We start from the raw sequence: 13,302 nt of genomic DNA on the forward strand, positions 1-13,302 counted from the left end.
CCCCTCGGTCAAGCCTTTCTTCTGATCTTTTTGAACCCGGCTGGCTGCTCGCATATGTCCGGCCTCTCTGATGATCGGCCGAACGGCCGCGGGCCTTGATGAAATCCGCGGATCATGGTCCCAATCAAAAAAGCGCATTCTGCAGATGCAGTCTCGCGAACGGGTTGTCCTGATCCCCGGCGGAACCGGTATTCATCACGATCGTCTGGCAGGCCCTCCGAACTCGGTGACGCTGGTGCGTCGGTTTCTATGCGATGGCGTTTGTGTATACCGTCTGCCGAGTCATCACGGCCCATGCGATCCGCGCCATCTTGTTCGCCAGCGCCACGGTCGTCAGGCGCGGGGGCTTCGTTAACAACAATTTCCTGACCCACTCGATGAGCGGCCCGTGCATCTTATGCCTGACATGCCTGAGGACGGCTGTCGCGCCGACGATCAGCAGCGTTCGCAGATATCGGTTCCCGGCCTTCGTGATCCTGCCGAGGCGCTCTTTTCCTCCAGACGAATTCGATCGTGGCGTCAGCCCGAGCCATGCGGCAAATTCTCGCCCCGACCTGAAGACTGACGCATCAGGCACCGTCGCCGCCAGTGCTGTGGCAGTGATGACGCCGACGCCCGGGATCGTCGCAAGCCTGCGGCCTGCTTCGCTCGTTCGTTGCCATTCGCGTATCTTGGCTTCAAGTGTCCTGACCTCGGCGGTCAGGGAGTCGATTTGCCTGGCCAAGGATACGACAATGTCAGTCACGAGCGGCGGAACGTCCAGCTCTGTCGGCTCGTGTGCGAGCACCCGCTCGACGAGCTCTGCCGTTCTTTCGATCCCGACCGGCGCCACGATGCCGATCTCGGTGAGATGGCCTCGTAAGGCGTTCACCAGCATGGTCCTCTGCCGGATGAGGAGAGCACGCGACTTGTGCACCATCAGGATCGACTGCTGCGACGCGGTTTTGATTGGAACGAACCGCATGGTCGGCCGGGTCACAGCCTCGCAGATCGCCTCGGCATCCACCATGTCGTTCTTCCCCCGCTTCACGTACGGCTTCACATAAGCCGGCGCCATCAGCTTGACCTCATGGCCCATGCCTGTCAGTTCGCGAGCCCAGTGATGCGCGGAGCCGCACGCCTCCATGCCGATCAGACTCGGCTCCAGCTTGGCAAAGAATGCAAGAAGGTGTGTGCGCCGGAGTTTCTGAGCGATCACGACACGACTGCTGTCATCAATGCCGTGAACCTGGAAGACATTCTTTGCAAGGTCGATTCCGATTGTCAGCCTGGACATCCCGTTTCCTTTCCAACGTTTGATTGGTCCCTGCCGATATTCTCGGCGGTAGTGGTGGGGGTGTCCACATCATCAGAAAATTTCGCCATGCAGGATAGGTATGCGCCTAAAAGGCACTTGATAACCGGTCCAATCTCCACTTTATCTGTGAAACTTATTCACAGATGGAGATCCCCAATGGATAACCGGGCTGGCGAGATGCAGGTTTTCGCGAGGGTGGTGGAAGCGGGTAGTTTTTCCGAGGCCGCACGCCTGCTGAAGATGACGCCATCAACGGTCAGCAAACTTCTCAATCGGATCGAACAGCGATTGGGCGTCCGATTGCTGGAGCGGTCGACACGCCGATTGTCGCTGACCGATGAGGGGCAGATCTATTACGAACGCAGTCTGATCTTGCTGGCCGACCTCGACGACATCGAGCAGGAACTGTCCAAGGGTGCGGCCAGCGCAGGCGGAACGGTGCGGGTCAATGCCTCGGTTGCGTTTGGCGTGCTTGGTCTCGAACCTTTATTGCCCGCCTTCTGGCAAGCCCATCCCAACATTATTGTCGACCTGTCGCTGTCCGATGACATTATCGATCTCTATATGGAGCGTACCGACGTCGCCTTCCGGGTGGGCAGTTTGCAGAATTCGACGATGATGGCGCGTCGCATCGGCGTCGCCCGTCGCAAGATCGTCGCAGCCCCCGCTTATCTTGAGAGCCACGGCATGCCCCAAACCATCGAGGATCTCGGGCAGCATAATTGTCTTGGGTTCAACTTCCGCAGGATAGCACCGGTGTGGCCTCTAAGGGAGAGTGGCCGGATCGTCGATCGTGCCGTCCATGGATCGCTCGTTGCCAACAACGGAGAGACGGTGCGGCGCATGGCAATTGCAGGCGTCGGGCTCGCCCGCCTCGGCGATTATCACGTCCGCGCCGATCTGGCCGCCGGGCGTCTGGTCGAGGTTCTTGCCTCGGCGGTGGAAGGTGACGAGGAGGAGATCAATGCCCTCTATCTCGGTGGACGCCGTCTGGCGCATCGCGTCCGTGTCTTTCTCGATTTCATGGCGCCGCGTCTTCAAGGCTTCCTGCATCAGCGATAGTTTTCTGCTGAGGGCGTTACGAGCACACTATGTGTCATGCTACACTATCCCGTACGATGATCGCTGCGCGGTTATTTTTTCGGTGTCCTCGGGTTTGGCATTGGCCGTTAGACTTTGCCTTGGGAAACGTGGAACTTCCTGGACGGTAGGGGCTTATAAAGTTTTGAATAGAGATCGAATATGAGTGTTGCATTTACCAAGGAAGACAGTGCGGAAACGGCAGCTGAAACACTACTGCCCGAGCGCCCGATTTCGCCACATCCGAATCTTGTGACGGAATCGGGATTAAAAGCTCTGGAACGGCAACGTTTGCAAGCACGTGAGGCCTATGATGCCGCGCGGGCAATTGAGGACGTCAATGAACGGCGTCGGCAGATGGCCAGCCCTTTTCGGGATTTGAACTACCTTGAAGAGAGGCTTCACACGGCTCAGGTCATGCCCGATCCGACCTCCGCAGATCATGTTGCTTTTGGGACGACCGTGACGTTCACCCGTGATGATGGGCGCGTCCAAACCTATCGTATCGTCGGCGAAGACGAAGCCGATCCAAAAGCGGGATCGATCTCCTATGTCTCCCCGGTGGCAAGGGTGCTTATCGGCAAGGCTGTCGGTGATGTCGTCAATCTTGGTGATCAAGAGCTTGAGATCACGGCTATCTCGCCGTGATCTGGAGCGAATGCAAAACGATGGGTCATCGGTTGCCGGTATCAGCGCTGATGAGACAGAATTGAACGATCGCACCAGCGAAAAGTGGACACCGGTCTTCGCTAGAGCCTGTCAGGTTCCATCTGAACCTGACAGGCTGTCGTCGTTACGCTACCCCACCGATGCGGGCCCATTGTGGAATCCACTGGTCGTGAGCCTTCAACAGGTCCGTCGTCAATGACCAGATCTGGTCGAGGTCGAGTTCGGCTGCGGTATGCGGGTCCATCATCGCGGCATGATAGAGGTGTGCGGGGTTTTCGTTAATCAAGGCAGCCACCGTCAGTTCCTGCACGTTGATATTGGTGCGCATCAGGGCCGTCAGTTGCGGTGGCAGGGCACCGATGGTGGTGGGCTGAATGCCGTTGTCATCGACCAGGCAGGGTACTTCCACGGCGCAATTGTCCGGTAGCGAGGTGATGCAGCCATTGTTGCGCAGGTTGCCGTAAATCACCGAGGGTTCACCCGTCCAGACTGAGTTGATGATCGAGGAGGCATATTCCTTCGATGGTTTGACCTCGATCTTGTCTGCGGAACGATAGGCGGCGGCTTGATCTTTCCATCGCTCCACCTGCTCAATGCAGCGCTTGGGATATTCATCCAGTGGAATACCGAATTTCTCGATCAGGTCTTCGCGGCCTTCCTTGATGAAATACGGCGTGTATTCGGCGAAATGCTCCGAGCTTTCGGTGACGAAATAGCCAAGGCGCGTCAGCATTTCATAGCGCACCTTGTTGGGGCAGCGCGGGTTCCAGGTTGGCTTGGGCGCACGGCCTTCCCGGTAGCCGCGCAACAGATCGGGATAGAGATCACGATAGGAGCCATCCGGCTGGCGATGCTCAAAATTGAGGTAAAACGCCATGTGGTTGATACCGGCAGAGCGGTAGCGGATGTCCTCATAGGGAATGGACAGATCCTCTGCCAGTTCCATGGCCGTGCCCTGAACGGAGTGGCACAGGCCAACCTGTTTGATGGCCGGATATTTCTCGGCAATCGCCCAGGTGTTGATGGCCATCGGGTTGACATATTGCAGCATGATCGCTTGCGGGCAGACCTGCATCATATCCTCGCAAATGCTCCACAGATGCGGCACGGTGCGTAAGCCCCGCATGATGCCACCGACACCCAATGTATCGGCAATGGTCTGGCGCAGACCGTATTTCTTTGGCACTTCGAAATCGGTGACGGTGCAAGGCTCATAACCGCCGATCTGAAAGGCGACGACCACGAAATTGGCCCCCTCCAGCGCTTGACGCTGATGCGAAAAGGTCTCGACCGTGGCGGATGCGCCAAGGGTGGAAATCAGCTTTCTGGCAACAACTTCGCTTTCTTCCAGACGCTGCGGATTGATATCCATCAGCGCGATCCGCGCACCTGAGAGTGCCGGACGTTGTAATACGTCGCCAATGATATTCTTCATGAACACGGTGGAACCGGCACCAATGAAGGTGATTTTGGGCTGTTTTGTCATGATAGGGGTCTCGCTGTCTTGGGGATTATGTGGCGACGTTGAAAGCAGCTCTGACGAGCCGCTGGGTGTAGGCGGTTTGGGGATGGCTGAGAATGTCCTCAACAGGTCCCTGCTCGACGATCTGCCCGTGCTGCATCACCGCAACCCGGTGGCAGAGGGCACGAACAACCTTGAGATCATGGGAGATGAAGAGGTAGCTCAGACCTTTTTCGTCTTGCAGCTTGCGCAACAGGTCGATGATCTGGGCTTGAACGGAGAGATCAAGCGCCGATGTCGGCTCATCCAGCAGAATGAATTCCGGCTCCAGCGCCACGGCACGGGCGATGGCGATCCTCTGGCGTTGACCACCGGAAAATTCGTGCGGAAACCGCGACAGGATATTGCCGGGCATTCCGGCGCTGATCAGCGCCTCGCGCACGCGGTCCAGCCGCTCGCTGCGGCTTGTGCCGATATTGTTGACGACGAGCCCTTCCTCAATGATCTGGCCCACCGACATGCGCGGGTTGAGCGAGGAAAATGGGTCCTGAAACACCACCTGCATACGGGAGCGCAAGGGCCGCATCTGTTCGCGGCTGTTGTTCTCTATGGCTTGGCCGTCAAACAGGATCTGGCCGCTATCAACGCTCATGAGTTTCACGAGGGCTTGGCCAAAGGTGGTTTTGCCGGAACCGCTCTCGCCCACCAGACCTAGCGTTTCATGGCGATGCAGGGTGATGGAAAGGCTGTTGACGGCGACCAGCTCTTTCAACTGCGGTTTGAAGAAACCGCCATGCTTGAGCATGAAAGACACGCGCACATCGCGGCCTTCCAGAATACTGGCAGAGTCGACAGGCATGGGATTGGCCATGCCCTTGGGTTCCGATGCCAGCAGATGGCGGGTGTAGGGATGCTGCGGATTTTCAAACAGTGCCGTCGTGGTGTTGTGCTCTTTCACCTCACCGTTCTGCATCACATAGACATAGTCTGAAAACTGCCGAACGACCGTCAAATCATGGGTGATCAGGATTACCGCCATGCCCAGGCTTTTTTGCAGATCGCGGATCAGGTTGAGAATCTGCGCCTGTACGGTGACATCCAGCGCCGTTGTCGGCTCATCGGCAATCAGCACATCCGGGTTGTTGGCCAGTGCCATGGCGATCATAATGCGCTGACGCTGGCCGCCGGACAGCTGGTGCGGATATTGGTTGAGGCGGGCTTCTGGCTCCGGGATTTGCACCTGGCGCAACAGCTCCAATGTGCGCTCCATGGCCTGCTTGCTGCTCATCTTCTGATGCACACGGATGGCTTCGGTGATCTGAGCGCCAATGGTATAGACCGGATTGAGCGAGCTCATCGGCTCCTGAAAAATCATCGAGATGCGGTTTCCCCGCAGCGCCCGACGCTGGCGATCCGAAAATTTCAGGATATTCTGTCCGTCATAGGCAATGCTGGAGCGGGTCGATAAGGCGGCGCGCTTGGTGAGAAGCCCCATGACAATGCGGGCCGTGACCGACTTGCCAGAGCCGGATTCGCCCACAACCGCAATGGTTTCGCCCCGATACAGCTGGAAGGAGACGTTCTTGACCGCCTCCACCGTGCCACCTTCGACCTTAAAGGATACGGCCAGTTGGCGGGCGTCGATTATCGGCGTGCCGAGGCGGCTGGTGTGATCGTGCCTCTGATCAGGCGCCAATGCATTGGTGGTGTTTGGCATGACTTGGCCTCCTCAATAGGGGTCAACGGCGTCGCGCAACCCATCGCCCAGCGCATTGAACGCAAACACGGTGATCAGCACGAACGCCACGGGAGACAGGATCCATGGATAGGACCCGATGACGGAATAGGTCGAGGTATCCTGCAACATCAGGCCCCAGGAAATCAGCGGCGGCTTCACCGCAAAGCCCAGAAAACCAAGGAAGGATTCCAGCAGCACCACGCTTGGAATGGCCAGCGTCACGGACACGATGACATGGCTCATCACATTGGGAAAAATATGCTGAAGGATGATGCGCCGATCCGTGGCCCCGATGGCCATGGCGGCCCGCACATAATCAATACGCGCCAGCGCCAATGTCTTGCCGCGCACCTCGCGTGACATCTGCGCCCAGCCCAGCGCTGACATGACGATGATGACAAAGCCCAGAAAGACATTGGTGGGAGCGGTGACCGGGATCAGCGAAGTCAGTGCCAGATAGAGCGGCAATTGCGGAAAGGCCAGAACCAGCTCGACAAAACGCTGCACCCAGGTATCGAAGCGGCCACCATAATAGCCGGAGACCATGCCAACCGTTGTGCCCACCACGGTGACGATGAACACTACCGTCAATGCGATCATCAAGGACACGCGGGAGCCGTAAAAGATGCGCGACAGCACATCGCGGCCAAATTTATCGGTGCCGAGAAAATTCACCGGCGTGCCATCCGTTGCGCCGAAGAAATGTCGATCTGTGGGCAAAAGACCGAACAGATTGTAGCTGAAACCCTTGACGAAAAAGCCGAGATTGACGGGGTTTTCAAAGTCTGGCCCTGAAATGGGCTGGAAGGTAATAGGGTCAAGCGCCGTGCTTTCCCCGAGCGGATAGGTGCGGGGCCATACGAGATTGCCCTGCTGGTCGGTGATGCTGATAGTCTGCGGTGGCGCAAAGGCGGTGCCGGTCAGTTTCGGATCGACGGGGGCGAAAAACTCGGCAAACACCACCATCAGCATCAGCAGGCAGACGAGCACCAAGCCCATCATCCCGGTCCATGAGCGCCGCAAACGTCGCCAGACCAGTGCCAGATAGGTCTCATTGCCGTGAGTATTGGCAGAAGAGGACATGGTTATGGTTTGAACATCGGCTTTCATGCGTGCGCCCCTCCGCCCAATCGAACCCGTGGATCAAGAAGCGCCAGCAGCATGTCGGCAATGATATTACCAACAATCAGTGTGGCAGAGAGAACCAGCATGAAGGTTGCGGTGACATAGACATCGCCCACCCACATCGAGCCGACAATGGCTGGGCCAACGGTTGGCAGGGCAAAAATAATCGCGGTTTCGATCTCGCCGGTCAGCATATAGGGCAGTACCACGCCCTGATACATGATCAGCGGATGCAGCGCATTCGGCACTGCATGGCGCAAGATAACCTGTCGCTCGCTGAGGCCCTTGGCGCGGGCGGTTTCGACATATCGCGCGTTCAGTGTATCCAGCAGATTGCCGCGCATGACGCGCATATTATAGGCCAGCCCGCCAAAGGTGGCGATGGCAATCACCGGCCACACATGCTGCAACAGGTCTACGAATTTGGCAAAGGACCACGGCGCTCCGCCATATTTGGCGGAATTGAAACTGTTGATTTCGGTGACGTTGAAATGGAACACCATGATGTAGACGATGATCAGCGCCATCAAGAAGCGTGGCACGGTCATGCCCAGAAATGAAACGCCGGAGAGCAGACTATCCACCCAGGTATATTGCCGGGTCGCGGCCAGAATGCCGAAGGTGATGCCAATGACGGAGGCGAGGATATGGCAAACCAGCGCCAGCGCCAACGTTCGAGGCAGGCGCTCTCCCACCACTTCGGACACGGGTTTGTTGTAGAACAGGCTGTGGCCAAAATCGCCCCGGGTGACGATGCCGGTGATCCAGTTGATGTATTGGATGGGGATCGGCTTATCCAGCCCGTTGGCGACCTTATAGGCCTGCGCCTGCGCATCGGCGGCTTCAAACGATGCGCCACCCTGATTGATCATCTGGGAGCGGATGTAGTCGCTGTAATCTCCCGGCGGGGCCTTGATGATGGCAAAGGTCACGACGCTGAGAACAAACAGCACAGGAATGGCAGAGGCAATGCGCACAAGCAGAAATCGGAACATGGGAACGTGCTCTCTAGTGTTTCAGGGAGTTGCCTTCAGCCTGCGCAAAATTCACAGGCTGAAGCGCTGCTGATCAGTTGAGAGGTTTGTTTTCACCGGGCTTGCCGGGAAGCTGGTTTTTGAACAGTTCGAAATCACCCTGCTTGTCTGCGGCGACAAACATGCGTTCGCGGATGATGGTGTCTTCCGCCCAGTTGAACATGAAGATCGGAGCGCCGACCGGAACGTTGGAGAACCGCTTGTTGATGATCAGCGCCCCCGGATATTCCGTCAGTCCGATGGTATCGACATTTTCGGTGGCGATCTTCTGATACTGTTTCATCAAATCCCGTCGCTCGACATTGTCCTGAGACGAAATGAACCTGTTGACGATGTCAACCAACTGCTTCTCATAGGGCATCAGATCAACCGTGCCGTCCTTCCCCGCGCGGTGATGCCCGCTAGTGCGTGGCCCGGTCGGCGCCAGTTGCGCGGTGTTTTGCACCACGGATGTCATGTCGGGATCATTGCGGCGGATCATCCAATCGAACCGACCGCCAAAATTGGCCTGATCGCGTTTGACACCATCCATCGAGTTCAGCACCACTTTCAGGCCCAGCTTTTCCATCTGGCCAATCACACCTTCGGCAAGGTTGCGATCGGTTCCATAGTCTGAAGTGGAAAGCAGAACGATCTGCACATCCTGACCAGCCGCCACGCCCGCCGGGAAATTGACGAAACCATCGCCATCTGTATCCTTCAGCCCGGCCTTGGCCAGCAACGCCTTGGCACCCGCGAGATCGAAGGGATAATAAACGGTCGATTGGCGATCATAAAAGCTCGTTCCAGACGACAGTCCGCCCGGATAAATGGCGGTGAACGGTCCCTTGACCAGAGATTCCCCGATCTTCTTACGATCAAGGGCCATGGTAATGGCTTTGCGGAAATCGGCATTGCGGTTCAGCTCGCGCACCGCCTGACCGCGCGCATCGGGATCACCCCAGCCATTGGCCGAATAGTTGAGCCGCAGATTATAGCCAATCAGGCGTGCCCCAAAGGCGAGGCGTGAGGGGGCAGATGGCTGCGCTGCCCGCTTCAGGCTTTCGACGAAATTTTCCGGCTGCTCAAGATTGGACAGGTCGCCGGAGCCAGCAATCGCCTGCACATCGCGGTCGGCCCATGTCGAGAGCTTGTAGTGAATCTCATTGATATAGGGCAATTGATGTCCCTGCTCATCCACCTTCCAGTAATAGGGATTGCGGCGTAGCACGATCATATCATCAGAACGATAGGACACGGGCACCCAGGCACCCATCACCGGAATGTTCATATATTCAGGCGGAAAGCCGTTTTTATACTGATCATAGGTGAAGTCCTTGGCATATTTCGGGTGTTTGGTTTTGAGAATATGGGCTGGACCGGGGCAGAATGTTCCGTAAGCCATGGCGAACAGATATTGCCGCGGAAACGCCTCCTTGAAGGTCCATTCGACGGTATAATCGTCAATGGCTTTCAGTTTCGTGCCTTCGCCAAAAGTTTCGGGCGTTGCGCCGTTCAAGGGCGTGACGTTTCGGTCCAGAACATTGTCATTCCAGTAGAACATCACATCATCGGAGGTGAACGGCACGCCATCCGACCATTTTGCGCCTTCGATCAGATGCATGGTCAGCGTGTGTCCATCCGCAGACCAATCCCAGCTCTTGGCGAGATTGGGCAAAGGTTCGACATCATCGGCCTTCACCTGAAACAGCGGGGCTGTACGGGTGAGGCATTCCGACATGGCAATATCGATACCGCCCCAGCCTTGGGTCTGGCCTGCCGAATAGTTCCAGCCCTCGGGCCTGCCACCAATCACGTGGCGCAAGGTATCGCCATAGACACCGATGCCATCGGGCATATTGCCGGTCTTGAACACCAGAGGCTCTTTCGGCAGGCGCTCCTTCACTGGTGGCAGTTTGCCGGTTTTGACGAATTTCTCCGTCACCCAATCCGGCTCGCTGTAATTTGGCAGGGCTTTGAACTCCTCAATGGAGTCACGCGGCACATAGGTGATCTTGCCTTGCCCCGGAAAGGGCGGAGCCTCGGGCACCACGGTCGGCTCGGACGCAAAGGCTGCAACAGCAAAAACCGACACGCCCAGCAACAGGGCAGCGGCCTTTCCGGTATGGATGACGCTTTTCATGATGGTTGTTCCCTCCTCACTTCTTATAGCTGTGCCGCAAAATGCGCGGCGCTCCCTTGCGGGTCATGGCATCCAGTCCCTCCTCAGAAACCGGATGTCATGCTTTTGTCTGGATCAGCTTGCGGCCTTCAGCTTTGTCGCTTGTTTTTCGGCCCGCAATTCATCAATGGAGCGCACATCGCGTCGGGCAACGCCCTTCCAGTCGCGTGTCTTGACGGTGGCACGGCTCAGGCGCTCCTTGGCCTGCGGAATGGCATGGGCATATTGCGGCAACCATTCGGCCTGGGCCACCACCATTTCATCCACCATCTGCCAGACTTCTTCCGGCGTGCAGATCGCCCCCACCAGCGGATCATGCAACACCGCGAGTTTCAGAAGATCGATATCCCCCGAAATAGCCGCATGCACTGACATCCGTTGAACATTGATGGAGGAAATGCAGGTCGCCGCGCAGGCTTCCGGCAGGGTAATACCTGCCACCATGTTGATGCCGAAGCGATCGACAAATCCGGGCGATTCAATAATGGCATCCGAGGGAAGATTGGTGATGATTCCATTGTTTTTCACATTGAAATGGCCGCGATAGACCCGCCCGGTTTCCAGAGCTTCGAGAATATGACTGGCATGTTCATTGGAGCGTTTGGCCGGATCAAGCGGCTTGCCCGCACTTTCCAGAAACTGCGGAAATTCGGTTTCAAACCAGTTCCGGGTCTCCGTCGAATAGCGCAGATAACCGCCGGTTTCGCCATGAATCCAGTCGGACATGTCAATCCAGCGGGTAATCTCTTCCGGCCGCTTGCGATACCATGGCAAATATTCCGACAAATGGCCGTTGCTCTCGGTCGAATAGACCCCGAAGCGTTTCAAAACATCGATACGCAGCTTCTCCTGCTGCGAGAATACCGGATGGGCCTCAAAGGCATCGATCAGTTCCTGTTTGCCAATCTTGCGGCCCTTGACGCGCACATCGACAAACCAGGTCTGGTGATTGATACCAGAGCAAATGTAATCCAGCTCGCCAGGACCCGCCCCCAAAATCTCGGCTATCTGCTCGGCGCCATGCTGCACACCGTGGCAAAGCCCGATCGTATCCACCTTGCCATATTCGATCGCCGCCCAGGTATTCATTGCCATGGGATTGGCGTAGTTGAGGAATTTTGCTCCCGGTTCGGCCAGTTCGCGGATATCCTTGCAGAAATCCAGGATGACCGGAATATTGCGCTGGCCATAGAGAATGCCGCCGGCGCAAATCGTATCGCCCACACATTGATCAACACCATATTTCAGCGGAATGCTGATATCGTCGGCATAGGCCCCAAGACCGCCGACGCGCACGCAGCTGATGATATAACGGGCACCGGCAATGGCGTCGCGGCGATCCGTAGACGCCGTCACCTTGGCAGGCAGCCTGTTTGCCTCGACAATCCGGTCCAGAATTGTCTTGATCATATCAAGATTGTGCTGGCTGATATCCGCCAGAGCAAATTCCACATCGTGAAACTCCGGCACACTCAAAAGGTCGGTGAAAAGTTTCTTGGTAAAGCCGACGCTGCCAGCCCCGATGATGGCGATCTTGAAGCTGCTCATACAATGCTCCTCCACAGGTGTTAGACCGTTTTGTCTCTCGAGAGGGTAAAATTGATTCGCACAGGCGAAATGAAACGCCCCGTCGATGCCGGTCGCATTGCTTGCGAATATTGCCGCGATCAATGTATATTTTCCTCTTGAGCGGCATTATCTGTAAAATCGTTCAGACCACCAGAGAGGTATTATGCTTTCATGGGTAATTCTGTGCTAAAGACGATGATTGACGCTGGGCCAATCATGCGCACCGTCTCGCTGCCCCGGGGGCGCCATAGCCTGCATACCATGCCGACAAGCACAGGCTATGAAGTGCGCAGCGATGCTACCTATGATTGGGATGGCAGGAAGCGCGGGCAAACACCGTTTACCGTTCTTCAGCACACGATCTCGGGTGCCGGAAACCTGCGCTATGAAAACAGCACCTATCGGGTCATGCCGGGCCAGACATTGCTGGTCCTGGTGCCGCATAATCACCGTTATTGGCTGGAGCCCGGGGGGCGCTGGGAATTCTTCTGGATCTCGATGAATGGCGAGGAAGCGCTGCGAATCCACAACGCGATCCTCACGGCCATGGGGCCTATTCTCACCCTGAACCAGCAGACCATCGAGCACCTTGCCGATTGCAGCCAACGCCTCATTGCCGGCGGCGCGGATACGCCTGGCCGGGCCTCGGCAATCGCTTATGAGGCCGCCATGGCGCTTTATGACGATGTTTTTGGCTCACATCCGACCTTGAGCGCGGAATATCGCACAATGCAGCATGTCATCGATCATATCTCGGCCAATCTGGATCAGTCTCTTTCCGTTGAGCAACTGGCGGCAGTGTCTGGTCTCAGCCGAGCCCATTTCTCACGGGTTTTTGCTGCGAGCGAAGGCATGCCGCCAGCGGAATTCGTGCTGCACAAACGTCTGAAAAGAGCGGTCAAACTGCTGACAAAAGGCTCGCATCTTTCCGTAAAGGAGATATCGACGATGTGCGGCTTTGAAGAGCCGAACTATTTCTCCAAGGTCTTCAGGCGTCATTTCGGTGCCAGTCCGACCGAGTTCAGAACGACCGGAATGTACTCAAGCATGGTGAAAAGCGTTGTTGAGGCCGAGACAAAACCGGCTCGATTTCATAGGCGGGACTTGAACGAATGATGAGGTGCTGGCGGGTTCACCCCATTTGCCGGGTTGGTGGTGGTTTGAATC

The 13,302-nt window shown here is 56.7% G+C and carries 10 protein-coding genes; 3 read left to right on the forward strand and 7 right to left on the reverse strand.

The annotated features are described in order from the left end of the window. Positions 1–247: 247 nt before the first annotated feature. Positions 248–1,276 (reverse strand): IS110 family transposase, encoded by a 1,029-nt coding sequence (locus V6582_RS23305; protein WP_060718548.1) that lies wholly within the window; start codon positions 1,274–1,276, stop codon positions 248–250. Positions 1,277–1,453: 177 nt separating this feature from the next. Here V6582_RS23305 and V6582_RS23310 point away from each other — a divergent pair, with 177 nt between their 5' ends. Both V6582_RS23310 and greA read left to right on the forward strand, forming a co-directional pair. Continuing rightward, complete coding sequence (locus V6582_RS23310) at positions 1,454–2,359, forward strand: LysR family transcriptional regulator (RefSeq protein ID WP_156633243.1); 906 nt, start codon at positions 1,454–1,456, stop codon at positions 2,357–2,359. A 180-nt stretch (positions 2,360–2,539) separates the two neighbouring features. Next, the gene (greA, locus tag V6582_RS23315; RefSeq protein WP_156633241.1) at positions 2,540–3,025 is read left to right on the forward strand and encodes a transcription elongation factor GreA; all 486 of its coding nucleotides are present in this window, start codon (positions 2,540–2,542) and stop codon (positions 3,023–3,025) included. A 145-nt stretch (positions 3,026–3,170) separates the two neighbouring features. On the opposite strand, the gene V6582_RS23320 is transcribed toward greA, so the two are convergent. The 6 genes from V6582_RS23320 to V6582_RS23345 all read right to left on the reverse strand — a co-directional run bounded on the left by V6582_RS23320 (position 3,171) and on the right by V6582_RS23345 (position 12,114). After that, a complete protein-coding gene (locus V6582_RS23320) occupies positions 3,171–4,532 on the reverse strand; it encodes an alpha-glucosidase/alpha-galactosidase (RefSeq protein WP_156633239.1) in 1,362 nt (453 codons plus the stop codon). Positions 4,533–4,557: 25 nt separating this feature from the next. After that, on the reverse strand, positions 4,558–6,225 hold the full coding sequence (locus V6582_RS23325; RefSeq protein WP_156633237.1) for an ABC transporter ATP-binding protein: 1,668 nt from the start codon (positions 6,223–6,225) through the stop codon (positions 4,558–4,560). A 12-nt stretch (positions 6,226–6,237) separates the two neighbouring features. Further along, positions 6,238–7,356 carry an ABC transporter permease gene (locus tag V6582_RS23330; RefSeq protein WP_156633236.1) on the reverse strand — a complete coding sequence of 373 codons (1,119 nt, stop codon included), beginning with the start codon at positions 7,354–7,356 and terminating at the stop codon, positions 6,238–6,240. Continuing rightward, positions 7,353–8,366: an ABC transporter permease gene (locus V6582_RS23335; RefSeq protein ID WP_156633234.1), complete on the reverse strand. Its 1,014-nt coding sequence runs from the start codon at positions 8,364–8,366 to the stop codon at positions 7,353–7,355. The genes V6582_RS23330 and V6582_RS23335 overlap by 4 nt, the downstream gene beginning before the upstream one ends. A gap of 73 nt (positions 8,367–8,439) precedes the next feature. After that, on the reverse strand, positions 8,440–10,527 hold the full coding sequence (locus V6582_RS23340) for an ABC transporter substrate-binding protein (protein WP_156633232.1): 2,088 nt from the start codon (positions 10,525–10,527) through the stop codon (positions 8,440–8,442). Positions 10,528–10,641: 114 nt separating this feature from the next. Further along, on the reverse strand, positions 10,642–12,114 hold the full coding sequence (locus tag V6582_RS23345) for an alpha-glucosidase/alpha-galactosidase (RefSeq protein ID WP_156633230.1): 1,473 nt from the start codon (positions 12,112–12,114) through the stop codon (positions 10,642–10,644). Between the two features lie 192 nt (positions 12,115–12,306). Between V6582_RS23345 and V6582_RS23350 the strand changes: the two genes are divergently transcribed. Further along, complete coding sequence (locus V6582_RS23350) at positions 12,307–13,251, forward strand: AraC family transcriptional regulator (RefSeq protein WP_156633228.1); 945 nt, start codon at positions 12,307–12,309, stop codon at positions 13,249–13,251. Positions 13,252–13,302 lie beyond the last annotated feature (51 nt).

The organism is Agrobacterium vitis (assembly GCF_037039395.1).
Classification (GTDB): domain Bacteria; phylum Pseudomonadota; class Alphaproteobacteria; order Rhizobiales; family Rhizobiaceae; genus Allorhizobium; species Allorhizobium vitis_E.

Bases quoted from the DNA above. Each gene is read 5' to 3' on its own strand.
- V6582_RS23350 (WP_156633228.1), top strand. From the start codon at position 12,307: ATGGGTAATTCTGTGCTAAAGACGATGATTGACGCTGGGCCAATCATG.
- V6582_RS23330 (WP_156633236.1), bottom strand. From the start codon at position 7,356: ATGAAAGCCGATGTTCAAACCATAACCATGTCCTCTTCTGCCAATACT.
- V6582_RS23340 (WP_156633232.1), bottom strand. From the start codon at position 10,527: ATGAAAAGCGTCATCCATACCGGAAAGGCCGCTGCCCTGTTGCTGGGC.
- V6582_RS23320 (WP_156633239.1), bottom strand. From the start codon at position 4,532: ATGACAAAACAGCCCAAAATCACCTTCATTGGTGCCGGTTCCACCGTG.
- greA (WP_156633241.1), top strand. From the start codon at position 2,540: ATGAGTGTTGCATTTACCAAGGAAGACAGTGCGGAAACGGCAGCTGAA.
- V6582_RS23325 (WP_156633237.1), bottom strand. From the start codon at position 6,225: ATGCCAAACACCACCAATGCATTGGCGCCTGATCAGAGGCACGATCAC.
- V6582_RS23335 (WP_156633234.1), bottom strand. From the start codon at position 8,366: ATGTTCCGATTTCTGCTTGTGCGCATTGCCTCTGCCATTCCTGTGCTG.
- V6582_RS23345 (WP_156633230.1), bottom strand. From the start codon at position 12,114: ATGAGCAGCTTCAAGATCGCCATCATCGGGGCTGGCAGCGTCGGCTTT.
- V6582_RS23310 (WP_156633243.1), top strand. From the start codon at position 1,454: ATGGATAACCGGGCTGGCGAGATGCAGGTTTTCGCGAGGGTGGTGGAA.
- V6582_RS23305 (WP_060718548.1), bottom strand. From the start codon at position 1,276: ATGTCCAGGCTGACAATCGGAATCGACCTTGCAAAGAATGTCTTCCAG.